The sequence below is a fragment of the Mesorhizobium sp. M0800 genome (genome assembly GCF_040320095.1).
Taxonomy (GTDB): Bacteria; Pseudomonadota; Alphaproteobacteria; order Rhizobiales; family Rhizobiaceae; genus Mesorhizobium.
In genome coordinates this window covers 199,966-226,015 of record NZ_JAMYOZ010000002.1, presented here as the reverse complement: position 1 = coordinate 226,015, position 26,050 = coordinate 199,966, and the positions used below count along the sequence as shown (strand labels likewise).

The window sequence follows — 26,050 nt, the reverse complement described above, 5'->3', positions numbered from 1 at the left end:
GCGCCGGCAAAGCTGATGCCGATTTCCGCTTGCATCGACTGAAACGCGATGTGAACATAGCCCAAGAGGGCTGTTACATCCCAGTCAAACAAGAGCGTTAAACGCCTCTGGTCAAGTTATCCGGGAGACGAGAATGAAGAAGATTGCTGCCATCGCCGCGCTGTCGGCATCGGCGCTTGGCCTGTCGGCAGGGGTATCCTTTGCCGACTACACGCTCAACATCCTGCACATCAACGACTGGCACAGCCGCATCGAGAGCAACAACAAGTACGAATCGACCTGCTCGGCCGAGGAGGAGACCAAGGGCGAATGCGTCGGCGGCGCCGGCCGCCTGGTCACCGCGATCGCGCAGGAGCGCAAGAAGCTGGAAGGCCAGAACGTGCTGCTGCTCAGCGCCGGCGACAATTTCCAGGGCTCGCTCTTCTACACGACCTACAAAGGCAAGACCGAAGGCGAATTCCTCAACCAGATGAAATTCGATGCCGAGGCTCTCGGCAACCATGAGTTCGACGATGGCGAGTCGGCGCTGGCGCCGTTTCTCGAGATGATCCAGTTTCCGGTGCTCGGCGCCAATGTGAAGGCCAATGCGCAATCCAAGCTCGGCGACCGCGTCAAGCCGTCGATCGTGGTCGAGGTCGGCGGCCAGAAGATCGGGATCGTCGGCGCGGTCACCAACGACACACCGGAGCTTGCCACCCCTGGCCCGAACATTGCCATCGAAGACGACGTCAAGTCGATCACCGCTGAGGTCGAGAAACTGAAGCGAGAGGGCGTCAACAAGATCATCGCGGTCACCCATATCGGCTACAAGCGCGAGCGCGACGTGATCGCCAAGATCCCGGGCATCGACGTGGTGGTCGGCGGCCACAGCCATTCGCTGCTGTCCAACACCGACCCCAAGGCGGAAGGCCCATATCCGACGATGGTCGACAATCCGGACGGTTACAAAGTGCCGGTCGTGCAGGCGGCGTCCTATTCGAAATATCTCGGCGAGTTCAAGGTCGTGTTCGACGACAACGGCGTCGTCAAGGAGGCAAGCGGCGATCCCATCCATCTCGACAAATCGATCACGCCCGACCCCGCCGTGCTTGCCCGCATCAAGGAACTCGGCGCGCCGATCGAGGCCTTGAAGAACAAGGAAGTCGCCGAGACCACCAAGGCGATCGACGGCAGTCGCGAAAACTGCCGCGCCCGCGAATGCGAGATGGGCAATCTGGTCTCCGACGCCGTCCTCGACCGGGTCAACGGCCAAGGTGTCGAGATCGTCATCTCGAATGGCGGCGGCTTGCGCGCCTCCATCGACCAGGGCACCGTCACCATGGGCGAGGTTCTCACCGTCCTGCCGTTTCAGAACACGCTGGCGACCTTCCAGATCTCCGGCAAGGATTTGGTTGCCGGCCTCGAAAGCGGCCTCAGCCAGGTCGAGGACGGCGCCGGGCGCTTCCCGCAAGTTGCCGGCCTGAAATATGCGTTCGACAAATCGGCGCCGCCTAACGGACGCGTCAAATCGGTCGAGGTCATGGAAGGCGGCGCCTGGACGCCGATTAAGCCGGACAAGGATTACCTGGTCGCCACCAACAACTATGTCCGCCAGGGCGGCGACGGCTACAAGGTGTTCGCCGAGAAGGCCAAGAACGCCTATGATTACGGCCCGGGGCTGGAACAGGTCGTCGCCGACTACCTAGGCGCGCACCGGCCCTATACGCCGAAGCTCGACGGCCGCATCACCGAGATCGCCGCGACCGTGGCCCCGGCCGCAGAACCTGCCAACCCTGCCGAACCGCCAAAACCTGCTGAGGCTGCGCCGGCAAAGCCCGTTGAGCCGGCAATGCCCGAAATGCCGGCCGGCTCCGGCGACATTTCCAAGACGCCGCCGGCCGTCCCGGCTGAAACAGCGCCGGCACCCGCACCCGCCGAGCCGGCCCAGCCGGCGGCACCTGCGGCTCCGGCCACACCGGCTCCGGCGACCCCTGCTCCGGCTGAGCCGGCACCGGCCGAAAGCAGCCATGTAATCGTCGCCGGCGATACCTATTGGGATCTCGCGGTGAAGGCTTATGGCGACGGCACCAAATGGAAAATAATCTCCGATGCCAACAAAGCCTACGAGCCACGCCGCCTTCCGGTCGGCGCAACCTTGACGATCCCGGCGGCCTCGAAGTAATCCGGCCGCAGGAACGCAATGCACCCGCCCGGCAGACCGGGCGGGTGTTGCATTTCTGGGATAAGGTGCGGCCAGACGCAGCATTTGAAAACCGGCGCGGCATCGCTACTTTCGCCGCGGCATCGTTGGTTCGCGGTGTTGGAGAACCTCATGACGCTTGCCAACCCTGCTGAAATCAAAGCCGAGAAGACTGCCGCCTCGCCGTCGGCAGGGCGCCCTCTGGTCAGGACCGGCAAGGTCGGTGTCATGCTGATCAATCTCGGCACCCCGGACGGCACCGGCTTCAAGCCGATGTGGCGCTACCTCCGGGAGTTCCTGTCCGATCCGCGCGTCATCGAGCTCAACAAGGCGATCTGGTATCCGATCCTCTACGGCGTGGTCCTCACCACCCGGCCGAAGAAATCAGGGGCCAACTATGCCAGGATATGGAACCGGGAGCGCAACGAGTCGCCGCTGCGAACCTACACCCGCGCCCAGGCCGAGAAGCTCGGGCTCGCGCTCGGCGAGCTACCCAATGTCGTCGTCGACTGGGCGATGCGCTACGGCAACCCTTCGACCGAGAGCGTGGCCGAGAGACTGGTCGAGCAAGGCTGCGACCGCATCCTGTCTTTCCCGCTCTATCCGCAATATTCGGCGACGACGACTGCGACTGCCAACGACCAGCTGTTTCGCGCGCTGATGAAGATGCGCCGCGCCCCGGCCATTCGCAGCGTGCCACCCTATTACAACGAGCCGGCCTATATCGAGGCGCTCGCCCGTTCGATCGAAAAGCATCTGGCGAGCCTCGGATTCGAACCGGAAATTGTCATCGCTTCCTATCACGGCATTCCGAAACCCTATTCCGACAAGGGCGACCCCTACCAGGCCCATTGCCTCGAGACGACCCGACTGCTGCGCGAAAAGCTCGGCTGGGATGAAAACAAGCTGATTACCACCTTCCAGTCGCGCTTCGGCGCGCAGGAGTGGCTGCAGCCCTACACCGACAAGACGGTCGAAAGACTAGGGCGCGAAGGCGTGAAATCGGTCGCCATCGTCAATCCAGGATTTTCCGTCGACTGCATCGAGACGCTGGACGAGATCGGCAGGGAAGCGTCCGAGACCTTCCATCATGCCGGCGGCGAAAAGTTCGCACACATCCCTTGCCTCAACGACAGTGCCGAGGGCATGGCGGTGATCGAGGCGATGGTGCGGCGCGAGCTGTCCGGCTGGGCCTGAACAGATCACCCGTCTATGCACCCGCAATCCGTGATCACCTGATTGTAACATTGCTGAAACACACTTAAGTGTTTGATGGGAATCGGTCGCGTGGAATATCCAACATGGCCGGCCTTTGAGGGGAGAGCCAAATGGGTTTCAGTGGTTTTGATATCGCGCTTCTTGTTCTTGTCGCCCTTGTCGTGCTGGTGCTTATCAAGGGCATCCGAACAATTCCGCAAGGCTATAATTATACCGTCGAACGTTTTGGCCGTTACACCAAGACATTGAACCCAGGCCTCAACCTGATCGTGCCTTTCGTCGACCGTGTCGGCGCCAAGATGAACATGATGGAGCAGGTGCTCGACGTTCCGACGCAGGAGATCATCACCCGCGACAATGCCACCGTTGCCGTCGATGGCATCGCCTTCTATCAGGTGCTCAACGCGGCGCAGGCCGCCTACCAGGTCTCCGGCCTGCAGAATGCGATTCTCAATCTCACGATGACCAACATCCGCACCGTGATGGGCTCGATGGACCTCGACGAACTTTTGTCGAACCGCGACGCCATCAACGAGCGCCTGCTGCGCGTCGTTGACGAGGCGGCGCATCCCTGGGGCATCAAGATCACTCGTGTCGAGATCAAGGACATCAACCCGCCGGCCAATCTCGTCGAATCGATGGGCCGACAGATGATGGCCGAGCGCAATAAGCGCGCGCAGATCCTCGCCGCCGAAGGCCTCAAGCAATCGCAGATCCTGGAGGCCGAAGGCCGCAAGGAAGCCGCCTTCCGCGATGCCGAGGCGCGCGAACGCTCGGCCGAGGCTGAAGCACGCGCCACGCAGGTGGTGTCGGAGGCGATTTCCAAAGGCGACGTGCAGGCGCTCAACTACTTCGTCGCGCTGAAATACACCGAAGCGCTGACCAAGATCGGCTCAGCGACAAATAGCAAACTCGTGCTGATGCCGATGGAGGCCTCATCGCTGATCGGCACGCTCGGCGGTATTGGCGAAATCGCCAAGGAAGTTTTCCGAAGCGAAGGCACCGCCGGTGCCGCACGACGGGCCGCCCGCCCGCCGGTCGTTCGTCCGAGCGAAACCTGAGGCCACAGCCATGCTCGACCGTATTGTTTCCGAACTCGGCCCGTGGAGCTGGATGGTCCTCGGCTTCGTCCTGCTGGTAATGGAGGTCATCGCGCCGGGCATTTTCATGCTGTGGATCGGCATTGCCGCGCTGTTGATCGGCGTCGTCTCACTGCTCATCTGGGATGCCGGTTTCTGGACCTGGCAAGTCCAGGTCCTCGCCTTCCTCGCGCTGTCGCTGGTCTCGGCCTATGTCGGCAAGCGGCTGGTGGACGGGCGCCATGATGAAACCGACCAGCCCCTGCTCAACCGTCGCGGCGCACAGATGGTCGGCCGGACGGCGACCCTTGCCGAGCCGATCAAGGACGGGCGCGGCCGCATAAAGCTGGGCGACACGTTGTGGCGCGTCTCCGGCCCTGACCTGCCGGCCGGCACGCAAGTGCGCGTGACGGGCGCCGCTGATACCGACCTGGAACTGACGGTCGAGGCGGTCTAGAAGCCCGCTAGGCAGCACCGATGCGCAGCAGGTCGTGCAGATGGACGAGCCCGATCGGCCGCCTGCCTTCGACCACCATCAGGCTGGTGATAGCCGAGTCGTTGATCGTCTGCAGCGCCGTCGCAACAAGCGTGTCGGGCGCGGCCATTTTCGGCTCTCTGGTCATCACCTGATCGACGCTCATTGCCAGGAGATCGCTGCCGATATGGCGCCTGATGTCGCCATCGGTGATGATGCCGATCAGCTTGCCGTCCGCGGCAGTCACGGCCACGCAGCCAAACCCCTTGCGCGACAATTCGAGGATTGCCTCGCGCATGCCGGTACCTGACGACACCAGCGGCAGCCTGTCGCCGACATGCATGATCTCGCGGATCTGCGTCAGGTTGGCTCCGAGCTGGCCGCCGGGATGGAACGTGCGGAAATGGTCCGGGGTGAAGCCGCGTGCCTCGAGGAGCGCGATGGCCAGCGCATCGCCCATCACCATTTGCAATAGTGTCGAGGTCGTCGGCGCAAGCCCGTGCGGGCAGGCTTCCGGTGCTCGCGGCAGCAGAAGCACAACGTCGGCCGCGCGCGCCAGAGCCGATTTTTCACCCGCGGTGACCGCGACCAGCGGGATCGAGAAGCGCCTCGAATAGGCGATGATGCCCTTGAGCTCAAGGCTTTCGCCCGACCACGAAAGCGCGATTATGGCGTCGTTTCTGGCGATCATGCCAAGGTCGCCGTGATTGGCTTCGGCAGGGTGGACGAAGAAGGCCGGCGTGCCGGTCGAGGCGAGCGTTGCGGCGATCTTCGAGCCGATATGGCCGCTTTTGCCGACCCCGGTGACGATGACGCGGCCATCGATCTGCGACACCATGCCGACGGCTCGTGCGAACGGCTCGGCCAGCCCGTTTTCGAGAGCGTCTGCCAGTGCCGCGACGCCGGCCTGCTCCGTCGCCACGGTTCTCAGCGCCGAGGCAATCGCGGCCTGCCCGTCATGCCGCTTCCTGTCTGGGGATTTCACGTCCATGGACGATGCGATTAGCGCTTCGGCGCGCGCCTGTCCAACGGAATTGCCGTCCCGAACCTCCTGACGGGCTATGCCTCAACGCTCCGTTAACCATCCCCATTTACGGTTTCGTAAGTATGGCGCGGGTGCGCCGCGCAAGCAGTGGTGCCGATGTCCGGGTTTCAGCCTCAAAACAAAATGGGACGAAAGGGCAAGGCGGTCTGCGCTTTGCTGCTGGCAACCAGTGTCTTTGCGTTGTCGCGGCCGGCACTGCTTTGCGCCCAGGAAACCGAGTTGCGCGGCGAGGTTTCGGAATCGACAATCCTGGACGACCAGCAGTACAAGATCAGGCAATCGAGCATAGCCGGAACCCAAGCCGCGCAGGCTGCTGCAACCGCCAACGACAATACGCCGCTGCCTACCTATCGCCCGACCAGCGAAGGGGCGTTGCCTGACGACGGCACGGGCGAGGCGGCCACAACCGGCGGCACTTTCGATCAACCAGCGGCCAGCGGCGATCCATTTCCCGACATCCCTGCTCCGCCCCCCCGACGGCGGCCAAACGCGACGCAACGCGCCGCCAATGCGGCCAACGCCGAAGACGAGACCGCTGACAGCCAGAAGCGCAAGAGAACCGCGACTGCAGCCGCGGCGGCGGCCGATGACACCGATACCGCCGCCATAGACGAGCAGGATACGGTCAACCGCCGTGCCGTCACCATCGATTCCGCCGAGAGGCTCAAGCTCGACCCCGGCGCCGAGCGCACCGAAGCCATCGAAGGCCAGGACAAGAAGAACGAGGACGACCCGTTCGCCGCCACCGGCATCAAGCTCGGCTCCTTCGTGATCCGGCCGACGCTCGAGCAAGGCCTGACGTCTTCGACAAACGCCGATTCGAGCAGCCTCGGCAAGCCGGCCTTGCTGTCGGAAACGACGCTGCGCTTCAACGCCGTCTCCGACTGGCGGGAGAATTCGGCGACGGTTGAGGGCTATGGCATCTTCCGCGAAACCTTGTCCGGCTATGACATTCACGAGGCGCAAGGCCGCGTCGATGGCACACTCAACATCGATCTCGACAATGATCTGCGCGCCATCGCCAAGCTGGGCTATGAGGCCTTGCCCGAATCGGCCTCGGCGCCGGACGCGGTCGTCGGCGCCGTTGGCCAGCCGGTGCGCCAGACCGTGAACGGCAGTCTCGCCGTCGAGAAGGATGCCGGCAAGATGCGCTTCGCGCTGACCGGCGCGGTCGAGCACGACATCTTTGGCGACGCCAAGCTTTCGTCGGGCGGATCGCTGTCGCAGAAGGGCCGCGATTCGACGCTCTACACGGCCATTTTGCGTACCGGTTACGAGATCTCGCCTGCCATCACCCCGTTCACCGAAATCGAGATCGGCCGGCGCGCTTATGATTTGCGCGTCGATCCAAACGGCTTCCAGCGCTCCTCGACCAGGCTTGGCGCACGGGCCGGCGTCGAGCTCGATCTCCGCGAGAAGCTTACCGGCGAGTTCTCGGTCGGCTGGCTGCGCGAAGCTATCGACGACGATGCCCTGCCGGCTATTTCGGGCGCGACGGTCAATGCCGATCTCAAATGGTCGCCGGAACGCGGCACCACGATCGGGCTCACCGCACAGACGACCGCCGAGAACACGACGAATGCGGGCGAAAGCGGCGACATGCTCTATTCCGGCAGCCTCACCGGCGAGCGGCAGATCCGCGCCAACCTGACCGGAAATGCCGCTCTCGGCCTTGAATGGCGCGACTATACCGGCTCCGACGATCATGATTTGACGCTGAGCGCCGAGGCTGGGCTGACGTGGTGGCTGAACCGCTACACCGGGCTCACCACCCGCGCCAGGACTGAAAAACTGACCAGCAATCTGGTTGGGCGCGACTACACGGCCAACAGTATCTTCGTCGGCTTGAAGTTGCAGCGCTAAATGCATGTCGCGCAAAAGCATGCCCTCGGGCTTGACCCAAGGGTGTGCAGCGGTTTTGCGATAACGACTTGCGTAAAACAAGAACCTAAAGCGCGTCGCATGAGGCCGGTCGAACGCGGCGCGCTTTAGCCGATCAGCGTGGCAACCGGTGTTGAAACTACAAGGCTACGCCGCGGCGTTCTGACGGCGCGAGTTCGTTGAGAAGCGTGCGAATGACACCGGCCATGCTGGCATTCATGTCTCTGCGCCACAGTGCGAAGGCAACGTTGGCCTCGACGAAGCCTTCGGGCGAGCCGCAGTCGAACGTTCGCCCGCGGTAGTGGTAGCCGTAGAAGGGCTGTTGCTTCTGCAGCTTCAGCATTGCATCGGTGAGCTGGATCTCGTTGCCGGCGCCTTTTTCCTGACCTTCGAGTATCTTGAATATCTCCGGCTGCAGGATATAGCGCCCGTTGATGTAGAGGTTCGATGGCGCCGTGCCGGTCTTCGGCTTTTCCACCATGCCGGAGATGCGGAAACCGTGATGCGCGGCCTCGCCGCGGCCGACAATGCCGTATTTGTGCGCCTCGGCCGGATCGCATTCCTGCACGGCGACGATGTTGTTGCCGGTCTCGGCGTAAAGCTCGACCATGTCCTTCATGCAGCTTTTTTCCGACTGCATGATCATGTCGGGCAACAGCAGCGCAAAGGGCTCGTCGCCGACGAGCTCGCGCGCGCACCAGACGGCGTGACCAAGGCCGAGCGGTACCTGCTGGCGGGTGAAGCTGGTCTGCCCCGGCGCCGGCTGCAGCCGCTGCAGGCGGGCGAGCTGGTCGTCCTTGCCGCGCTGCGCAAGCGTGTCGTAGAGCTCGAACTGGACATCGAAGTGATCCTCGATGACCGCCTTGTTGCGGCCGGTCACAAAGATGAAATGCTCGATCCCGGCTTCGCGCGCCTCATCGACCACATACTGGATGACCGGCCTGTCGACGACCGTCAGCATTTCCTTGGGAATGGCCTTGGTGGCGGGGAGAAAGCGCGTGCCGAGACCGGCAACCGGGAACACTGCCTTGCGAACTCTCTTCATGTGCCAATTATCCATTTGCATGCTTGTTCGGCAATCCCGATTCGAGACATTTTCATGCCGAAATCGAGGATTACTGAACGGCGGGTCAGAAATCTCAGCTGGTAAAGCATTGACGCATCTTTTCACCCCGGACGGCACCTATGGTAAACCAAATGCTAACCGGGTTCGGCGATGAATAGTCTTCCTGAGATGAAGAAGGAGGAAAAGATGTCCGTTCGCAACGCCGCAAGGCGCTTCACCAGCGTCCTGACGGCCGCCAGCCTCTCGTTTGCCTTGCTCATGCCCAGCGGGCCGGCTTTTGCCGATGCCGGCTTCCGCCAATGGGTCGCCAGCTTCCGTGCTACCGCCGTGGCGAGCGGCGTTTCCGGCTCCGTCTACGACCAGGCATTCAAGGGCATCAACGATGCTGACCCGGTGGTGCTGGAAAAGGCCCGTACTCAACCCGAATTCACCGCACCCGCCTGGGATTATTTCGACAACCGCGTCCATGACCAGTCGGTCGCCGTCGGCCAGCAGATGGCAAGGAAATGGAAGCCTTGGCTGGACAGGATCGAGGCAAGATACGGCGTCGACCGCTACATCCTGCTGGCCATCTGGTCTATGGAATCGAACTACGGCGAAACTCTCAAGCGCGATGATATCATGCGCAATGTCGTGCGCTCGCTGGCGACGCTTGGTTATGCCGATCCGAAGCGAGCGAAATTTGCCCGCACCCAACTGATCGCGGCGCTGAAGATCCTGCAGACCGGCGACATCGACGAAAGCCATCTCAGCGGCTCATGGGCCGGCGCGATGGGCCATACCCAGTTCATCCCCACCAGCTACCAGTCCTATGCGGTCGATATGGACGGCAACGGCAAGCGCGACATCTGGAATTCGATTCCCGACGCACTGGCGACAGCCGCCAATTTGCTGAGGAAGAACGGCTGGCAGGCAGGCAAGACCTGGGGTTATGAGGTCAGCCTTCCGGACGGCAAGAAGCTGCCCGGAGGCTCGAAGTCGCTGTCGCAATGGCAGGCGTTGGGGGTCAGCCGTGCCAACGGCAAGCCGTTCAAGAACGGTGCGGACAAGGCGACGTTGAAGCTGCCCGGCGGCCGCGGCGGGCCGGCTTTCCTGATGATCAAGAATTTCTCGGTCATCAAGCGCTACAACAATGCCGACAAATATGCGCTCGCCGTGGGCCTTCTTGCCGACGAAATCGCCGGCTATGGCGGGCTTGTGCAGGACTGGAAGCGACCGTTTACCAAGCTCTCCTTCGAGGAAAGGCAGGAGCTTCAGAAGCGACTTTCCGAGCACGGCTATTACGACGGCAAGTTCGACGGCAAGATCGGTGACGGATCGAAAACCGCCATCATGGCCTTCCAGGCAAAGGCCGGCTTGACCCAGGACGGGTATCCGAGCAAGGAAGTGCTCAAATGGCTCAGGCAGAACTAGAGCCGGTTGCGGGATGGAGAGGGTGATTGGTTTCGGCTGCGCGCATCCGGTTAATCGTTCGTCGCGTGCCGATCCTCGTTCTGGCGATCGCCGTTCTGGCAGTCGGCGCCGCCAGTGCCTTTCATACCTCGGCCATGGCGCAGGAGCCGGAAAGTCGTGGCTGGTCGCTGCGCGACCTGTTGTTTCCGCGCAGAAGCGAGCGGTTTGAGCAGCCGCCGCCCGAATTCCAGAGAGAATTCCAGAGAACAAAGCCCAGGCCCAAGCTGAGAAAGCCCCGGTCAGTTAGCCGGCCGCCGCCGGCCGAGCCGACAACCCCGGTGGCCGAGAAGGCGCCGGATGCACGCGTCGTCCTGGTGGTCGGCGATTTCATGGCGTCTGGGCTGGCTGAGGGGCTCGACGCCGCCTTTGCCGAGAACACCGGCGTCAGGATCGTCGTCCGTGCCAACGGATCGTCCGGCTTCGTGCGTGACGATGTCTACAACTGGCCAGAACAGGTCAAGTCGCTGATCGCTGCCGAAAAACCGGCAGCCGTCGTCGTCATGCTCGGATCCAACGACCGGCAGCAGATGCGCGTCGGCGATATACGCGAGCAGCCGCGATCCGAAAACTGGACCAAGGAATACGAGCGCCGGACCGAAGCGTTCGGCAAGGCCATCGCCGCAACCAAGGTGCCGTATCTGTGGGTTGGCATGCCGGCCTTCCGGGTCTCGAAAATGACCTCCGACATGCTGGCCTTCAACGACATCTTCCGCTCGTCCGCCGAAAGCCACGGCGGCGAATTCGTCGACGTCTGGGACGGGTTCGTCGACGAGAACGGCGCCTTCATCACCAGCGGACCGGACATCAACGGCCAATCGGTGCGCCTGCGCTCCGACGACGGCATCAACATGTCGAAGGCCGGCAAGCGCAAGCTCGCCTTCTATACCGAAAAGCCGCTGATGAAGATCCTTGGGCTGGCCGCGCCGGGAAGCGTGGTGACAGCGTCTGCCCCGGCCGGCGCTCCCGTCGAGGCGCCGTCACCTGCTGCCGCACCGATAGCTGTCGATCGCACCGCGCCGATGCTGCTCAGCGATCCGGCGCTGGACGGCGGCTCGGAACTTCTCGGCGCCGCCCCGCCGGCAAAAGCTGACAAGAATTTGCCGGGCGAAAGGCTGATCGTCGAGGGCAAGGCGCCCGACGCCTCACCGGGCCGCGCCGATGACTTCTCCTGGCCGCCCAAGACACAACCTGCGACGGCGGCCGCATCCGATACGACGACGGCGATCCGCCAGTAAACAGAACCTCTTCGGAACGGGCTCAGCGCGGCAGCACGCTCGATCCCATCAGCGCCTCGTCGATGGCGCGCGCCGCCTGGCGGCCCTCGCGGATCGCCCAGACGACCAGCGACTGGCCGCGCCGCACGTCGCCCGCCACATAGAGCCTTTCGACGCTGGTCCTGTAGTCCCGGTCATTGGCCTCGACATTCTTCGAACGGCGGCTGTCGGTGACGATCTTCATCTGCCCGTCGAGTTCCGAGACCGGCCCGCGAGCGGCTGGCCCGGCAAAGCCGATGGCGATGAACGCGAGATCGGCACGGATGACGAATTCGGTGCCGGCGATTGGCTTGCGCTTTTCGTCGACCTCGCAGCATTTGACCCCGGTCAGCTGGCCGTCTTCGCCGATGAATTCAAGCGTCGCCACCTGGAATTCGCGCTCGGCGCCTTCGGCCTGCGACGATGACGTGCGCATCTTGGTCGCCCAGTAGGGCCAGACCGACAGCTTGTCCTCCTTTTCCGGCGGCTGCGGCCGGATGTCGAGCTGGGTGACGCGCACCGCGCCCTGGCGGAAGGCGGTGCCGACGCAGTCTGAGGCTGTGTCGCCGCCGCCGACGACGACGACATGCTGGCCGCCGGCGACGATCGGGCGCGACGGCCATGCGACCGACTGGATCGGCTCGCCGCCGATACGCTTGTTCTGCTGCACCAGATACGGCATGGCGTCGTGCACGCCGTCGAGATCGTCGCCCGGGATGTTGGCCGGGCGCGGCGTTTCGGAACCGCCGCAATAGAGGACGGCATCATTTTCGGCGAGCAGTTCGGCGACCGGCTTGTCGACGCCGACATTGACGCCGCAATGGAAGCTGACACCTTCGCCCTGCATCTGCTCGATGCGCCGGTCGATATAATGCTTCTCGATCTTGAAATCGGGGATGCCGTAGCGCATCAGCCCGCCCGGCCGGCTCTCGCGCTCATAGACGTGAACGTCATGGCCTGCGCGGCCGAGTTGCTGGGCAGCCGCCATGCCTGCCGGCCCCGAGCCGATGATCGCGACGCGCTTGCCGGTCTTCCGTTCTGGCGGATAGGGCCGGATATGGCCGGTTTCATAGGCTTTGTCGGCAATCGCCTGCTCGATCGTCTTGATGGCGACCGGAATATCCTCGAGGTTCAGCGTGCAGGCTTCCTCGCAAGGTGCGGGGCAGATGCGGCCGGTAAATTCTGGAAAATTGTTGGTCGAATGCAGGTTGCGGATCGCGTTTTCCCAGTCGCCATTGTAGACGAGGTCGTTCCAGTCCGGGATCTGGTTGTGGATCGGGCAGCCGGTCGGTCCATGGCAATACGGAATGCCGCAATCCATGCACCGCGCGGCCTGTTTCTCGACCTCCTTGTCCGACATCGGCAGCGTGAACTCGCGGAAATGCCGGATGCGGTCGGAAGCCGGCTGGTACTTGTGCACCTGCCGGTCGATCTCGAGAAACCCTGTTACCTTGCCCATAGTCCAGTCCCTACTGTCCGGAAGGCACGCCTGGCGACGCACCCGTTAACCTCATAAGGCAGCTGTGGCAACCTTCAGTCCGAGGTCAGGATTCTTGATGAAGATGGTTGCCGGGACGCACGGCCTCCCGGCAATTTCCAAATCTATTCCGCCGCCACGTTCATGCGCATCCGCTCCATCTCGATCAGCGCGCGGCGGTATTCGACCGGCATGATCTTCCGGAATTTCGGCCGGAAAGTCGCCCAGTCGTCGAGGATTTCGCGACCTCGTACCGAGCCGGTGTAGTGGACGTGGTTGGAGATCAGCTGGTAGAGCCGCTCCTCGTCATGGCTGGTCATATCGCCGGATACGTCGACACGGCCCTTATGGTCGAGATCGCCGCCATGGTGGAGCAGCTTTTCCATCAGGTCGTCCTCTTCCGGAACCGGCTCCAGCTCGACCATCGCCATGTTGCAGCGTTCGGCGAAATCACCCGCCTCGTCGAGCACATAGGCGACGCCGCCCGACATGCCGGCGGCGAAGTTGCGGCCGGTCTGGCCGATGACGACGACGATACCGCCGGTCATGTATTCGCAACCATGGTCGCCGACGCCTTCAACGACGGCGGCGACACCCGAATTGCGCACCGCAAAACGCTCGCCGGCAACGCCGCAGAAATAGGCCTCGCCCTCGGTTGCGCCGTAGAGCACGGTATTGCCGACAATAATGGACTCGGCAGCAACGATTTTCGTGTTCTCCGGCGGGCGGATGACAATGCGGCCACCCGACAGGCCCTTGCCGACATAGTCGTTGGCAGCGCCCACCAGTTCGAACGAGACACCGCGCGCCAGGAAGGCGCCAAAGGACTGGCCGGCCGTGCCGGTGAGCTTGACCGAGATCGTGTCCTCGCGCAGGCCCTTGTGCTTGAAGCGCTTTGCCACCTCGCCCGACAGCATGGCGCCGGTCGAACGGTCGACGTTGCGGATCGGCAGTTCGATACTGACCGGCTGCCTGGCTTCGAGCGCCGGCTTTGCGAGTTCGATCAGCTTGCGGTCGAGCACGTCGTCGATCGGATGCTTCTGCCGCTCGGTCCAGTGCACCGCCTCGTGCGGCGCATCGGGCTTGTAGAACATCTTGCTGAAGTCGAGCCCGCGTGCCTTCCAGTGCTGGATCAGCTCGCGCTTTTCCAGAAGGTCGGTGTCGCCGATGATCTGGTCGAGATGGGTGTAGCCCATCTCGGCAAGCAGCGCCCGCACCTCTTCCGCCACATAGAAGAAGAAGTTGATGACGTGCTCGGGCGTGCCCTTGAAGCGCTTGCGCAGCACCGGGTCCTGTGTCGCGACGCCGACGGGGCAGGTGTTGAGATGGCACTTGCGCATCATGATGCAGCCGGCCGCGATCAGCGGCGCGGTCGAAAAGCCGAACTCGTCGGCGCCGAGCAGTGCGCCGATGATGACGTCACGCCCGGTGCGCAGGCCGCCATCGACCTGCAGCGCGACGCGCGACCTGAGGCCGTTGAGCACCAGCGTCTGGTGCGTCTCGGCAAGGCCCATCTCCCACGGGCTGCCGGCATGCTTGAGCGAGGTCAGCGGCGAGGCACCGGTGCCGCCGTCATAGCCTGATATGGTGATGTGGTCGGCACGCGCCTTGGCGACGCCGGCCGCAACCGTGCCGACGCCGACTTCCGAGACCAGCTTGACCGATACGTCGGCCGCCGGATTGACGTTCTTCAGGTCGTAGATGAGCTGCGCCAGATCCTCGATCGAATAGATGTCGTGATGCGGCGGCGGCGAGATCAGGCCGACGCCCGGCGTCGAGTGCCTGACCTTGGCTATGGTCGCATCGACCTTGTGACCCGGCAGCTGGCCGCCCTCGCCTGGCTTCGCCCCTTGCGCGACCTTGATCTGCATCATGTCGGAATTGACCAGATACTCCGCCGTGACGCCAAAGCGTCCCGAGGCGACCTGCTTGATCGCCGAGCGTTCGGGATTCTTGCCGCCGCCCGGCAGCGGCAGATAGCGGTCGGCCTCTTCGCCGCCCTCGCCGGTGTTCGACTTGCCGCCGATGGCGTTCATGGCGCGCGCCAGTGTCGTGTGCGCTTCCCTTGAGATCGAGCCGAAGGACATCGCCCCGGTCGAGAAGCGCTTGACGATATCGGCCGCCGGCATCACCTCGTCGAGCTTGACCTTCTTACGGCCGGTCTCTTGCGCAAGCTTGATCTTGAACAGGCCGCGAATGGTCTGCGCCTGCGCCGTCTCGCTGTCGATCTGGGCGGAATAGTCCTTGAACGTCTCCCACGAGCCTTGGCGCACGGCGTGCTGCAAGGTCGCCACTGCGTCGGGCGACCAGATATGGGCCTCGCCGCGCATGCGGAACATGTATTCGCCGCCGACCTCGAGGCTGTTGCGCAGCACCGGGTCGTTGCCGAAGCCGTCGGTGTGGCGGCTGACCGTTTCGGCGGCGATCTCGTCCAGCCCGACGCCTTCGATCAGCGTCGCCGTGCCGGTGAAGTACTTCTGCACGAAGTCCGACTTGAGCCCGATGGCGTCGAAGATCTGCGCGCCGCAATAGGACTGGTAGGTGGAGATGCCCATCTTGGACATCACCTTCAGGATACCCTTGCCAATTGACTTGATGTAGCGGGAGACGACCTCGTAGGCATCGACCTCCGCCGGCAATTCGCCACACTTGTGCATGTCGAGCAGCGTGTCGAAAGCGAGATAGGGGTTGATCGCCTCGGCGCCGTAGCCGGCGAGACAGCAGAAATGATGCACCTCGCGCGGCTCGCCGGATTCCACGACGAGCCCAACCGACGTGCGCAATCCCTTGCGGATCAAATGATGGTGCACGGCCGCAGTCGCCAGCAGTGCCGGAATGGCGATGCGGTCCGGGCCGAGCTGACGGTCCGACAGGATGATGATGTTGTAGCCGCCGGCGACCGCCGCCTCGGCGCGCTCGCATAGCCGGTCGATGGCGCCCTGCATGCCGGCCGCGCCTTCATTCGAACCGTAAGTGATGTCGATCGTCTTGGTGTCGAAACGGTCTTCGGTGTGGCCGACGGAGCGCAGCTTCTCCAGATCGCCATTGGTCAGGATCGGTTGGCGCACTTCGAGCCGCTTGCGGCGCGAATTGCCGACAAGATCGAAGATGTTGGGCCGCGGCCCGATGAAGGACACCAGGCTCATCACCAGCTCCTCGCGGATCGGGTCGATCGGCGGATTGGTGACCTGTGCGAAATTCTGCTTGAAATAGGTGTAGAGCAACTTTGATCTGTCCGACATTGCCGAAATCGGCGTGTCGGTACCCATCGAGCCGACCGCTTCCTGGCCGGTGGTCGCCATCGGCGACATCAACAGCTTGGTGTCCTCCTGGGTGTAGCCAAACGCCTGCTGGCGGTCGAGCAGTGAGACATCCCTGCGCAGGGCGCGCGGCTCGACCGGGTTCAGATCCTCGAGGATGAGCTGTGTGTTGGCGAGCCAGCTCTTGTAGGGGTGCCTGGTCGCGATCTCCGACTTGATCTCCTCGTCGGAAACGATGCGGCCCTTGTCCAGGTCGATCAGCAGCATGCGGCCGGGCTGCAGCCGCCACTTCTTGACGATCCTTTCCTCCGGCACCGGCAGCACGCCGGCTTCCGAGGCCATGATGACGCGGTCGTCATCGGTGACGATGTAGCGCGCCGGCCGCAGCCCGTTGCGGTCGAGTGTGGCACCGATCTGGCGGCCGTCGGTGAAGGCAACCGCCGCTGGCCCGTCCCACGGCTCCATCAGGGCTGCGTGATACTCGTAGAAGGCCTTGCGGTCCTGACCCATCAGCTTGTTGCCGGCCCAGGCTTCCGGGATCAGCATCATCATGGCGTGGGCGAGCGAATAGCCGCCCTGCGTCAGGAATTCGAGCGCATTGTCGAAGCAGGCGGTGTCGGACTGCCCTTCATAGGAGATCGGCCACAGCTTCGAGATGTCGTTGCCGAACAGTTCGGAATCGACCGAGGCCTGCCGCGCCGCCATCCAGTTGACGTTGCCGCGCAGCGTATTGATCTCGCCATTGTGGGCGACCATGCGGTAGGGATGCGCCAGCTTCCACGACGGGAACGTGTTGGTCGAGAAGCGCTGGTGGACCAGGATCAGCGCCGTCTCGAAACGCGGGTCGGTGAGGTCCTTGTAGTAGGCGCCGACCTGATAGGCCAGGAACATGCCCTTGTAGACGATGGTCCGCGACGACATCGAGACGACATAGAAGCCGTTGTCAACGCCTTTGGTCTCCTCGTGGATACGGCCGGAAATGACCTTGCGCAGGATGTAGAGCCGCCGCTCGTAATCGTCGTCGTTCTCGATCTCGGCGCCGCGGCCCAGGAACACCTGCCGGTGCACCGGCTCGGAAGCGGCGATGTCGGGCGCCTTGGACAGCGATGAATTATCGACCGGCACGTCGCGAAAGCCGAGCAGCGGCTGGCCCTCGAGTTGCGCCACCTCGGCGATGATGCCTTCGATATGCGCCTGCAGCTCCGGGTCGCGCGGCATGAACACATGGCCGACGGCATAATGGCCGGGCTTCGGCAGTTCGACCCCTTGCTTGGCCATCTCCTCGCGGAAGAAGCGGTCCGGCAGCTGCACCAGCACGCCGGCGCCGTCGCCCATCAGCGGATCCGCGCCGACGGCGCCGCGATGCGTCAGGTTTTCGAGCACGGCAAGGCCGTCCTCGACGATCTGATGCGACTTCACGCCCTTCATGTTGACGATGAAGCCGACGCCGCAGGCATCATGCTCGTTGCGTGGATCATAGAGGCCGTGCGCGGCATAGCCGGTGCTGGTTCGCCCAATATTGGTCACGGACGGATTTTTGACGGCTGCCGCTTTCGTCTGCGCGGCCTTCGTCGCAGATGGCGTCATGTCCGTCATCGTCCTGTCCTCCGTTCCGTCCCCTTCGGGCGCTGGTTTCCGTCGGGAAGCGCGTGGCTCCCCTTTCAATCTTGCGGCACGTCTTGCGAAATTCTTGCCGACCGTGCGGCTTTCCGCATCGTTCGCATATGGTATTCGTACAGGCTGGAGCCAGACTGTCTAGCTGTCGCTCGCGGCAATGCCGCAGAGGCGCAATCATATGCCAATGCGGCCAGTTTTGTGCGACAAAATAAGACAGTACTACTGTCCTAAATTTTTATGACAGAAATTTTGGATGCACACAAGACCGATTCACAAAATTCTTGAAGCTTTCGCGACAGAAAATTGCGCGGAACGCCGTGTCAGCGTAGCCTTCAGTCGCTGCATCTACGCTCATGCGTTTCGCTGGCTTTAGCGGATTTTCGGCATCTGCCACTTGCGGCCGGCATGCGAAAGCGGCCAAGCTCGCATCGATTTCCCCAGCATAGGCAGACGCATGATTTTCGCTTCCGACAATTGGGCAGGCGCCCATCCCCGTATCGCTGCCGGCCTGTCGGCCCACGCCGACGGCTTCTCCACCGCCTATGGCGACGGTGCCCTCGACAAGGCCGTTTACCAGCGCTTCAATGAAATCTTCGAATGCGAGGTCGCGGTGTTTTTCGTCGCCACCGGCACCGCTGCCAATTCGCTGTCGCTGACTACCTATAACAAGCCAGGCGGCATTTCCTTCTGCCATCGCGAATCGCACGTCATCGAGGACGAATGCGGCGCACCGGAATATTTCACCGGTGGCTCGCGGCTTTATACAATCGAAGGCGCACTCGGCAAGATCGATGCCGGCAATCTGGAACGGGCGGTGGACCATTTCGCACCCGAAAACGTCCATTCCGGGCGGCCGGTTGCCGTTTCGATCACCCAGTCGACCGAAGTCGGCACCGTCTACACGCTGAACGAAATCGCCAGGATTTCGGCGATCGCAAAGCAGCATGGACTGCCGCTGCACATGGATGGGGCCCGCTTTGCCAATGCGCTCGTCGCGCTGGAAACGACGCCGGCCGAAATGACCTGGAAGCACGGTGTCGACATCCTCTCCTTTGGCGGCACCAAGAATGGCTGTTGGTGCGCCGAGGCGATCGTGCTGTTCGACCTCGAGCGAGCCAAGGAATTGGCCTTTTTGCGCAAGCGCGCGGCCCAGCTGTTCTCGAAATCGCGCTTCATCGCCGCGCAATTCGATGCTTATTTCAGGGGTGGGCTATGGCTCGACACAGCACGGCACGCCAATGCGATGGCGGCACGGCTTGCCGCGGCGATAGAAGATTCCCCTTCGGCCCGGCTGGCCTGGCTGCCGCAGGCGAACGAGGTCTTCGCAGTCATGAAAAACGCCGAGGCCGAAAGAATGCAAGCGGCAGGGGCGGCCTTCCACGACTGGCACAGGCCGCTCGGCTACGACAGCTACATTGGCGAAGACGAAGCGCTCTATCGCTTTGTCACCAGCTTCGCGACCACGCCCGACGAGGTCGACCGTTTCGGCTACCTGCTCGCCGGATAGCAAGCCTTGCCCACCAGCAAAAAGAGCGGCGCATTGCTGCACCGCCCTTTCTTCCCGGGAAGTTGGCGTCCCGGAGTTTAGCTGCCTGGCTTAGGCGGCAGTCTTGGCCTCGATCTGCTTGGCCTTGGCCGGAGCCGAGGTGATCGCGATCTTGCGCGGCTTCAGCTCTTCGGGGATGTTGCGCTTGAGGTCGACGAAGAGCAGGCCGTTCTTCAGCGCGGCGCCGACAACCTCGACGTGATCGGCAAGCTGGAAGCGGCGCTCGAAGGCTCGGCTCGCGATACCGCGATAGAGCAGTTCGGAGCCTTCGCCATTGCCTTCCTCCTTGCGCTCACCCTTGACGGTCAGCACATTGCGGTGAGCTTCGATCGAAATCTCATCTTCCGAGAAGCCGGCCACAGCCATCGAGATGCGATAGGCATCCTCGCCCGTGCGCTCGATGTTGTAAGGCGGATACGTCTGGCCTTCCGGCTGCGCAAGCGAATCGAGCATGGTGAACAGCCGGTCAAAACCGACGGTCGAACGGTAGAGCGGGGAAAAATCAACGTGACGCATGGTGTGTTCTCCTGTTGAGCAACAAGGTTGCGTATGGCCGGTGCGAAACCCGTGACGGCGTTCCGGATGGGCCAGCGGCCCCGACATTGGCGACCGCATGACAAATTTGGGAAGCCGGCGACGGCATTTCAAGATTTTCCTGCGTCCGAACGGGACCGGTCCCGGCCCACGTGCCGATGCCGATGAACGGCAGATGAACCGTGGCTTCGGCGAGCGTTCAGCCAGGCGGCACTAAAACTGTTCTCGAGATCACGAACAGGTCGCCGGAAAAGGCGACACGACGAGGCCGAACCGGGTGTAACGTCCCTTCCTCCCGGGTCGACAGGGGCCGGAAGCACGCCCAAGGCTGCTTCCGGCCTCACTTGTTCGCTGCCTGGGTCGACCTCCCCGGCGTGCCGAATTCCTTTGCTTTTGGCGCATGGGCGTTTATGCCTGACTTGCGCCCACGCCGGCACCGACGCCAACCAAACACCCTATGACCGATCTTTTCCACCAGCCCCCCCTGTTCCACGAAACTCCGGGCAATCCGCTGCCGGAAAACGCGGCCGGCGGCTTCTTCACCACGCGCGACGGCACGAAGATCCGCTATGGTCTGTTTGCCGCGGTTAGCCGTCCGATGAAGGGCACCGTCGTCGTCCTGACCGGCCGCAACGAGTGCATCGAGAAGTATTTCGAGACCATTCGCAACCTTGCCGACCGGGGTTTTGGCGTGGCAACCCTCGACTGGCGCGGCCAGGGCGCTTCCGACCGGATGATCGGCGACCGACAGCGCGGCTACGTCCGGAGCTTCTTCGACTATACCGGCGATCTGGAGCAGTTCTTCGAAGAGATCGTGCTGCCCGATTGCCGAGGACCCTACTACATACTGGCCCATTCGGCCGGCGCGGTGATCGCGCTGCTCGCCGCGCCCTCAATGGCGAACCGCGTGCGCCGCATGGTGCTGATCGCACCATTCTTCACCGTGCCCGACCTGCCGGTTTCTGTAAGAACCGTTCGCCGAACCTGTTCGCTGTTCTGTCTGCTCGGCCTTGGCCGGCTGTATGCTGCATGGGGGCCGCGGCCGAAGGAATCAGTGCCCTTCGCCATAAACAAGCTGACCAGCGACCCGGCGCGCTATCGACGCAACACGCTGATCTACGAAACCTATCCGCAACTGGCGCTCGGCGGCCCGACGATCCGCTGGCTGAAGGCGGCGACGGAGGCGTCCTTAATCGTCAGCGACCCGAATTTCATGGCCAAGATCCAGGTTCCCTTGCTGATGATCGCCGCCGGCGCCGACCAGGTCGTCTCGACCAGGGCAGTCGAAGCCTATGCGAGACGTCTGCGCGTCGGCTCGCTGGTGATGATCGACGGCGCTCGCCATGAGATCCTCCAGGAAGCCGATCTCTATCGCGAGCAGTTGCTAGCCGCATTCGATGCCTTCATCCCCGGAACCGGTGACGTCTGAGCCACATACCTTGTCCGGCTTCAGCTCGTGCGGGCGAAATCCATGATCCAGTTGGTCTCCCATGCCTTGCCGCCGTCCGGCGAAAAGGCCTGCTCCCAGCGCGCCGACCCGTCCGTGATCCGCGACCACAGGAAGCGGACCTGGATCGGCTGGCCGTCGAAGACGTCTTCGCACAGGAACGTGCCGACGCCCGCCACGAAAGTGCCGCGCATCGGAACATCGATGGTCGACGGATTGCGGCCGTCGATCCACCAGATCGACCATTCCCTCGCCGCCGGGTCGAAGGTCCGCAAGGTGGCGGCGCGATAGGGCCCGCCGGGCAATTCAATCCAATTGTCGTCGACATTGCCGAGGCCGCCAAGGATCGGCCGCACGTCGCACGTGCCGCCAAACACATCCCAGTTGCCGTCGCCCTGCAGCCGCTTCTGCAATCTTCGATGGCCGACGGTCCAGCGCCCGAAAAAGAAATCGAAATCGCTCCGCCCGTCCGCCGGAGCATCGGAATGGCTGGCTGCTGGCTGCGTCGGCATCTATGGTCCTCTCGGCTGACAGCGTTTCATAGCGCATGCCAACTGACATCATCCTGTCAGGAGGTATGGCAACGATCTTGCCTGGGCAGCAATGGCCAATCTCAGCCGCGCAGCGCCGCCATCGCGGCTGCGTGCAGCTCTGGTGTCGCCGCCGCCAGGATGTCGCCGCCCTTTTCCGCCGGCCCGCCTTCGAAAGTGGTGACAACGCCGCCCGCCTTCTCGATGATCGGGATCAGCGCGACGATGTCGTAGGGCTTCAATCCGGGATCGGCGACGATATCGACGCTGCCCGCCGCCACCATGGCGAAAGCATAGCAGTCGGTGCCGTAGCGGGCGAGCTGGACCTGTTGCTCGAACAGGTCGTAGCGCAGGCGCGCGTCTCCCTTGAACAGCGCTGGCGTGGTGGTGAACAGCGTCGCCTCGGCGAGATTCGTCGTCTTGCGCGTCGCGAGTCTTCGCGGGCCACCGGGACCTTCATAATGCGAGCCGGAGGCATTGGCGTAGAACAGCTCGCCGGTGAAGGGCTGCGACATCATGCCGGCGACGGCATCGCCGTCGACCGTCAGTCCGACCAGCGTGCCCCATACCGGCAGGCCGGAAATGAAGGCGCGCGTGCCGTCGATCGGATCGATCACCCAGACATGCCGGCTGGAGATGTTTTCGCCGCCATGTTCCTCGCCGAGAATGCCGTGATCGGGGTACTGCGCTGATATCAGCGCCCGGATGGCGCGCTCGGCCTCGCGGTCGGCCTCGGTGACCGGGTCGAAGCTGCCGCGCTCCTTGTTGGTGACCGCGCCCTGGTTGCGGAAGCGCGGCAAGGTCTCGGCTGCGGCGGCACGCGCAATGCGCCGCATGAACTCGATGCTGATGTCCAACTGATTCTCCCGCTCCAGCATGTTTGGAGATACCCGTTTGCCTACGGATTTATGCCGAAACAAAGGCGTTCGGAGCCTTTCGCATGGTGCCAACTGTTGCTCGAATGCAACGCCGCCGTCATGGAAATGCAATTTCCACTTCACAGTGAATTAAAAAAGCCGGAACGCGCCTTGACATTTGTGCAGCGCACAATACGTTTGTTCTCGGACAGGGGTTCCTGTCCATGCCCTCCTTGGGCGTTTCCTCCCTAGACTTCGACCGTGTCGTGCAAACGATGCGGTCTTTTTTTACGCTGCCGCATGAGCGGCGAGTATCGCGATTCCGCGGCTATTCGGCGGCCAGCGGCAGATCCATGAAATTGTGATCGGGCATCGCCATCAGTTCGGCCGAAAACCGCGCCAGATCGTCGGCCAGGGCGTCGAAACCAGCCGATCTCTGGAACGTCCGCTCATTCATGTAGAGCCCGCGATTAACCTCGATCTGCAGCGCATGCAGATGGCGCACGGGGCGGCCATAGTGCTCGGTAATGAAGCCTCCGGCATAGGGCTTGTTGTGGGCGACGCTGTAGCCCATGCCGGTGAGCAGGCCGATCGCCGTCTCGGTCAACGCCGCCGCGGCGGAAATGCCAAAGCGGTCGCCGACGATGAAGTCCGGCCGCAATCCGCTGTCGCCGACCCTTATGCTTGCCGGCATCGAGTGGCAGTCAATCAGCACGGCGTAGCCGAAGCGCGCATGGGTTCTGGTCAAAAGCCGTTTCAGCGTCTCGTGATAGGGCTTGTAGACCGCCTCGATGCGCGCCACGGCTTCCGCCAGCGGCAAGCGGCCGGAATAGATGTCGAGCCCCTCGCCGACCAGCTTGGGCACGGTGCCGAGCCCGCCGGCCACCCGCGCCGAGCGGATGTTGCAGAATGACGGCACCGGTTCGGCGAACATGCGCGGGTCGAGTTCCCACGGCTCCCGGTTGACGTCGAGATAGGCGCGCGGGAAGTTTGCCGCCAGCATCGGCGCCCCGAGCGCGACGGCGCCGCCGAACAATTCCTCGACATAGCAGTCCTCGGAGCGGCGGATGGCGTTGCGGTCCAGCTTGGCCATCGCCATGAACCGCTCCGGATAGTAGCGGCCGCTATGCGGCGAGTTGAAGAGGAAGGGAACGCGCTGTTCGGCGCCCGATCGGATTTCGAAGGGAGGAACGACCGAAAAATCCTCGGCTGCCGTTTTCAATTTGAACGAACCCGGGAATACCAATGCATCATGATAGGAAAGTGCCACCTCGCCGCCCGCATGTCCAGCCGCCGAAGCGCCAGCCAAATCAGGATTGTGCGGCCAACGTTCACTTGATGTTTACCGTCACCTCCTCATATACAGCATGGTTAACGGGCTTGCCGCACGGCATTGTCGGTTGGGTGATTCGGACGGGACAAGATGGCACGCATTCTGCTGGCGGAAGACGACGACGACATGCGCCGGTTCCTCGTCAAGGCGCTGGAGCGCGCCGGTTATCAGGTCAGCGATTTCGACAATGGCGCCAGTGCCTATGAGCGGCTGCGCGAGGAACCTTTTTCGCTGCTTTTGACCGACATCGTCATGCCGGAGATGGATGGCATCGAGCTCGCCCGTCGCGCCACGGAGATCGATCCCGACCTCAAGGTGATGTTCATCACCGGCTTCGCCGCCGTCGCGCTCAACCCTGATTCCAAGGCGCCGAAAGACGCCAAGGTGCTATCGAAGCCGTTCCACCTGCGCGACCTGGTCAACGAAGTCGAAAAGATGCTGCAGGCCGCCTGACGCGTTTTTTCTCGCGTCTTGACCGACCCGGCAAGCCAGCCATTCTTTCGCTTTTCCCGCTATTGACGTGCCGAACCAAAAATGGTGTATGCGCGGCTTCGGATGGGCGTGTAGCTCAGCGGGAGAGCACTGCATTGACATTGCAGGGGTCACAGGTTCAATCCCTGTCACGCCCACCATCCAGATAATCCCTCAATTGGCCGTCGGTATTTTTCGTCGACTGACGTTCCCGGCCTATACCGGCCTCAGGCCGCACCGAGGCGCAGATCGCCGGTCTCGACGTGCTCCAGAAACCAGGCATAGGTCTGTTCCAATCCGCTGCGCAGCGAGTAGCGCGGGCGCCAGCCGGTGGCGAACAGACGCGACACGTCCATCAGCTTGCGCGGCGTGCCGTCCGGCTTCGTCGCATCGAACGTTATCGCGGCATCGGCGCCGGCGACCGACACGATGGTGCGGGCAAGATCGGCAATGGTGATGTCTTCTCCCGAGCCGACATTGATGTGGCTGTCGCCCGAATAATTCTTCAGCAGCCAGACCAGCGCGTCGGCGGCGTCGTCGACATGCAGGAATTCACGCATCGGCGTGCCCGATCCCCACACCTCCAGGCTCTTGCGGCCGGCGCGCCTGGCCTCGTGCGCCTTGCGCATCAGAGCGGGCACGACATGGCTGGAATTGAGGTCGAAATTGTCGCCCGGACCGTAGAGATTGGTCGGCATCGCCGAGATGTAGTCGACGCCGTACTGGCGCCGATAGGCCTGGCACAGTTTCAGCCCGGCGATCTTGGCGATCGCATACCATTCGTTGGTGGGCTCGAGCGGCCCGGTCAGCAAGGCGTCCTCGGAGATCGGCTGCGCCGCGAATTTGGGATAGATGCAGGATGAACCGAGAAACAGCAGCTTCTGCACCTCGTTGCGGAAGGCGCTGTCGATGACATTGTTCTGCATGATGAGATTGTCCTGCAGAAAATCGACCGGAAGCCTGTTGTTGGCCAGGATACCGCCAACCTTGGCCGCCGCCATCACCACTGCATCCGGCTTGCGGTCGGCCATCCAGCGCCGCACGCCGGCCTGGTCGAGAAGATCGAGCTCGGCGCGCGAGGCGGTCATAACCTCGCAATCCTCGTCGGCCAATCGGCGCAGGATGGCCGAGCCGACCATGCCGCGATGTCCGGCCACGAAAACGCGCTTGCCCTGAAGGTCGAAGGTCATCAGCTTACCCCAATGCAGAACGGCAGCTATGCCAGTTGGCCGGCGGAGCGCCGGATCGGCTTCTCTGTTGCCGGACGCATACCGCATACAGATTTGCCCAGACAAGGCAAATCGCAAAGCCACCCGAAGCAACCTTGGAT

General features: G+C 62.9%; 19 protein-coding genes and 1 tRNA gene. 11 read left to right on the top strand and 9 right to left on the bottom strand.

Going from position 1 to position 26,050, the window contains the following annotated elements; translation table 11 throughout:
• Positions 1-133: 133 nt before the first annotated feature.
• The 4 genes from NKI18_RS03530 (at position 134) to NKI18_RS03515 (ending at position 4,933) form a co-directional block, all read left to right on the top strand.
• Complete coding sequence (locus NKI18_RS03530; RefSeq protein WP_352616251.1) at positions 134-2,161, top strand: 5'-nucleotidase C-terminal domain-containing protein; 2,028 nt, start codon at positions 134-136, stop codon at positions 2,159-2,161.
• A 150-nt stretch (positions 2,162-2,311) separates the two neighbouring features.
• The gene (gene hemH, locus NKI18_RS03525; protein WP_023675392.1) at positions 2,312-3,376 is read left to right on the top strand and encodes a ferrochelatase; all 1,065 of its coding nucleotides are present in this window, start codon (positions 2,312-2,314) and stop codon (positions 3,374-3,376) included.
• Positions 3,377-3,507: 131 nt separating this feature from the next.
• On the top strand, positions 3,508-4,458 hold the full coding sequence (locus tag NKI18_RS03520) for an SPFH domain-containing protein (protein WP_023675391.1): 951 nt from the start codon (positions 3,508-3,510) through the stop codon (positions 4,456-4,458).
• 10 nt (positions 4,459-4,468) lie between these two features.
• Positions 4,469-4,933, top strand: coding sequence for an NfeD family protein (locus NKI18_RS03515; RefSeq protein ID WP_352616256.1), 465 nt, complete (start codon positions 4,469-4,471; stop codon positions 4,931-4,933).
• A 7-nt stretch (positions 4,934-4,940) separates the two neighbouring features.
• On the opposite strand, the gene NKI18_RS03510 is transcribed toward NKI18_RS03515, so the two are convergent.
• Entirely contained in the window at positions 4,941-5,942 is a 1,002-nt protein-coding gene (locus NKI18_RS03510; protein WP_023675389.1) for a KpsF/GutQ family sugar-phosphate isomerase, read from the bottom strand.
• A gap of 150 nt (positions 5,943-6,092) precedes the next feature.
• Here NKI18_RS03510 and NKI18_RS03505 point away from each other — a divergent pair, with 150 nt between their 5' ends.
• Positions 6,093-7,859 (top strand): outer membrane beta-barrel protein, encoded by a 1,767-nt coding sequence (locus NKI18_RS03505; protein WP_353018858.1) that lies wholly within the window; start codon positions 6,093-6,095, stop codon positions 7,857-7,859.
• A 157-nt stretch (positions 7,860-8,016) separates the two neighbouring features.
• On the opposite strand, the gene galU is transcribed toward NKI18_RS03505, so the two are convergent.
• Positions 8,017-8,922: a UTP--glucose-1-phosphate uridylyltransferase GalU gene (gene galU, locus NKI18_RS03500; protein WP_352616260.1), complete on the bottom strand. Its 906-nt coding sequence runs from the start codon at positions 8,920-8,922 to the stop codon at positions 8,017-8,019.
• A gap of 207 nt (positions 8,923-9,129) precedes the next feature.
• Between galU and NKI18_RS03495 the strand changes: the two genes are divergently transcribed.
• Positions 9,130-10,356, top strand: a complete 1,227-nt coding sequence (locus NKI18_RS03495; protein ID WP_352588121.1) for a lytic murein transglycosylase — start codon at positions 9,130-9,132, stop codon at positions 10,354-10,356.
• Between the two features lie 26 nt (positions 10,357-10,382).
• Positions 10,383-11,630, top strand: a complete 1,248-nt coding sequence (locus NKI18_RS03490; protein ID WP_352616262.1) for an SGNH/GDSL hydrolase family protein — start codon at positions 10,383-10,385, stop codon at positions 11,628-11,630.
• Positions 11,631-11,652: 22 nt separating this feature from the next.
• Here the strand turns inward: NKI18_RS03490 and NKI18_RS03485 are convergent, their stop codons facing one another.
• Positions 11,653-13,107, bottom strand: a complete 1,455-nt coding sequence (locus NKI18_RS03485; RefSeq protein WP_352616265.1) for a glutamate synthase subunit beta — start codon at positions 13,105-13,107, stop codon at positions 11,653-11,655.
• A gap of 143 nt (positions 13,108-13,250) precedes the next feature.
• Positions 13,251-17,981, bottom strand: a complete 4,731-nt coding sequence (gene gltB / locus NKI18_RS03480) for a glutamate synthase large subunit (protein ID WP_352616267.1) — start codon at positions 17,979-17,981, stop codon at positions 13,251-13,253.
• A gap of 475 nt (positions 17,982-18,456) precedes the next feature.
• On the opposite strand from gltB, the gene NKI18_RS03475 reads away from it, so the two are divergent.
• Positions 18,457-19,509, top strand: a complete 1,053-nt coding sequence (locus NKI18_RS03475; RefSeq protein WP_352616269.1) for a threonine aldolase family protein — start codon at positions 18,457-18,459, stop codon at positions 19,507-19,509.
• Positions 19,510-19,599: 90 nt separating this feature from the next.
• Here the strand turns inward: NKI18_RS03475 and NKI18_RS03470 are convergent, their stop codons facing one another.
• Positions 19,600-20,064: an Hsp20 family protein gene (locus tag NKI18_RS03470; RefSeq protein WP_023675381.1), complete on the bottom strand. Its 465-nt coding sequence runs from the start codon at positions 20,062-20,064 to the stop codon at positions 19,600-19,602.
• 475 nt (positions 20,065-20,539) lie between these two features.
• Between NKI18_RS03470 and NKI18_RS03465 the strand changes: the two genes are divergently transcribed.
• On the top strand, positions 20,540-21,511 hold the full coding sequence (locus NKI18_RS03465; RefSeq protein WP_352616272.1) for an alpha/beta fold hydrolase: 972 nt from the start codon (positions 20,540-20,542) through the stop codon (positions 21,509-21,511).
• Between the two features lie 20 nt (positions 21,512-21,531).
• Here NKI18_RS03465 and NKI18_RS03460 read toward each other — a convergent pair whose 3' ends face one another.
• The 3 genes from NKI18_RS03460 to NKI18_RS03450 form a co-directional block, all read right to left on the bottom strand.
• The gene (locus NKI18_RS03460; protein WP_352616275.1) at positions 21,532-22,041 is read right to left on the bottom strand and encodes a DUF1579 domain-containing protein; all 510 of its coding nucleotides are present in this window, start codon (positions 22,039-22,041) and stop codon (positions 21,532-21,534) included.
• A gap of 101 nt (positions 22,042-22,142) precedes the next feature.
• Positions 22,143-22,916 (bottom strand): histidinol-phosphatase, encoded by a 774-nt coding sequence (gene hisN, locus NKI18_RS03455; RefSeq protein WP_352616278.1) that lies wholly within the window; start codon positions 22,914-22,916, stop codon positions 22,143-22,145.
• A gap of 328 nt (positions 22,917-23,244) precedes the next feature.
• The gene (locus NKI18_RS03450; RefSeq protein ID WP_023675377.1) at positions 23,245-24,186 is read right to left on the bottom strand and encodes an N-formylglutamate amidohydrolase; all 942 of its coding nucleotides are present in this window, start codon (positions 24,184-24,186) and stop codon (positions 23,245-23,247) included.
• Between the two features lie 153 nt (positions 24,187-24,339).
• Here NKI18_RS03450 and cpdR point away from each other — a divergent pair, with 153 nt between their 5' ends.
• Both cpdR and NKI18_RS03440 read left to right on the top strand, forming a co-directional pair.
• A complete protein-coding gene (cpdR, locus tag NKI18_RS03445; RefSeq protein ID WP_006199474.1) occupies positions 24,340-24,702 on the top strand; it encodes a cell cycle two-component system response regulator CpdR in 363 nt (120 codons plus the stop codon).
• Between the two features lie 104 nt (positions 24,703-24,806).
• Positions 24,807-24,881, top strand: a tRNA-Val gene (locus NKI18_RS03440).
• 66 nt (positions 24,882-24,947) lie between these two features.
• Here the strand turns inward: NKI18_RS03440 and fcl are convergent.
• Positions 24,948-25,910 carry a GDP-L-fucose synthase gene (gene fcl, locus NKI18_RS03435; RefSeq protein WP_352616283.1) on the bottom strand — a complete coding sequence of 321 codons (963 nt, stop codon included), beginning with the start codon at positions 25,908-25,910 and terminating at the stop codon, positions 24,948-24,950.
• Between the last annotated feature and the right edge of the window lie 140 nt (positions 25,911-26,050).

Bases quoted from the DNA above. Each gene is read 5' to 3' on its own strand.
- NKI18_RS03515 (WP_352616256.1), top strand. From the start codon at position 4,469: ATGCTCGACCGTATTGTTTCCGAACTCGGCCCGTGGAGCTGGATGGTC.
- NKI18_RS03460 (WP_352616275.1), bottom strand. From the start codon at position 22,041: ATGCCGACGCAGCCAGCAGCCAGCCATTCCGATGCTCCGGCGGACGGG.
- NKI18_RS03475 (WP_352616269.1), top strand. From the start codon at position 18,457: ATGATTTTCGCTTCCGACAATTGGGCAGGCGCCCATCCCCGTATCGCT.
- fcl (WP_352616283.1), bottom strand. From the start codon at position 25,910: ATGACCTTCGACCTTCAGGGCAAGCGCGTTTTCGTGGCCGGACATCGC.
- cpdR (WP_006199474.1), top strand. From the start codon at position 24,340: ATGGCACGCATTCTGCTGGCGGAAGACGACGACGACATGCGCCGGTTC.
- NKI18_RS03530 (WP_352616251.1), top strand. From the start codon at position 134: ATGAAGAAGATTGCTGCCATCGCCGCGCTGTCGGCATCGGCGCTTGGC.
- NKI18_RS03520 (WP_023675391.1), top strand. From the start codon at position 3,508: ATGGGTTTCAGTGGTTTTGATATCGCGCTTCTTGTTCTTGTCGCCCTT.
- NKI18_RS03470 (WP_023675381.1), bottom strand. From the start codon at position 20,064: ATGCGTCACGTTGATTTTTCCCCGCTCTACCGTTCGACCGTCGGTTTT.
- galU (WP_352616260.1), bottom strand. From the start codon at position 8,922: ATGAAGAGAGTTCGCAAGGCAGTGTTCCCGGTTGCCGGTCTCGGCACG.
- gltB (WP_352616267.1), bottom strand. From the start codon at position 17,981: ATGACGGACATGACGCCATCTGCGACGAAGGCCGCGCAGACGAAAGCG.
- NKI18_RS03505 (WP_353018858.1), top strand. From the start codon at position 6,093: ATGTCCGGGTTTCAGCCTCAAAACAAAATGGGACGAAAGGGCAAGGCG.
- NKI18_RS03465 (WP_352616272.1), top strand. From the start codon at position 20,540: ATGACCGATCTTTTCCACCAGCCCCCCCTGTTCCACGAAACTCCGGGC.
- NKI18_RS03510 (WP_023675389.1), bottom strand. From the start codon at position 5,942: ATGGACGTGAAATCCCCAGACAGGAAGCGGCATGACGGGCAGGCCGCG.
- NKI18_RS03495 (WP_352588121.1), top strand. From the start codon at position 9,130: ATGTCCGTTCGCAACGCCGCAAGGCGCTTCACCAGCGTCCTGACGGCC.
- NKI18_RS03485 (WP_352616265.1), bottom strand. From the start codon at position 13,107: ATGGGCAAGGTAACAGGGTTTCTCGAGATCGACCGGCAGGTGCACAAG.
- hemH (WP_023675392.1), top strand. From the start codon at position 2,312: ATGACGCTTGCCAACCCTGCTGAAATCAAAGCCGAGAAGACTGCCGCC.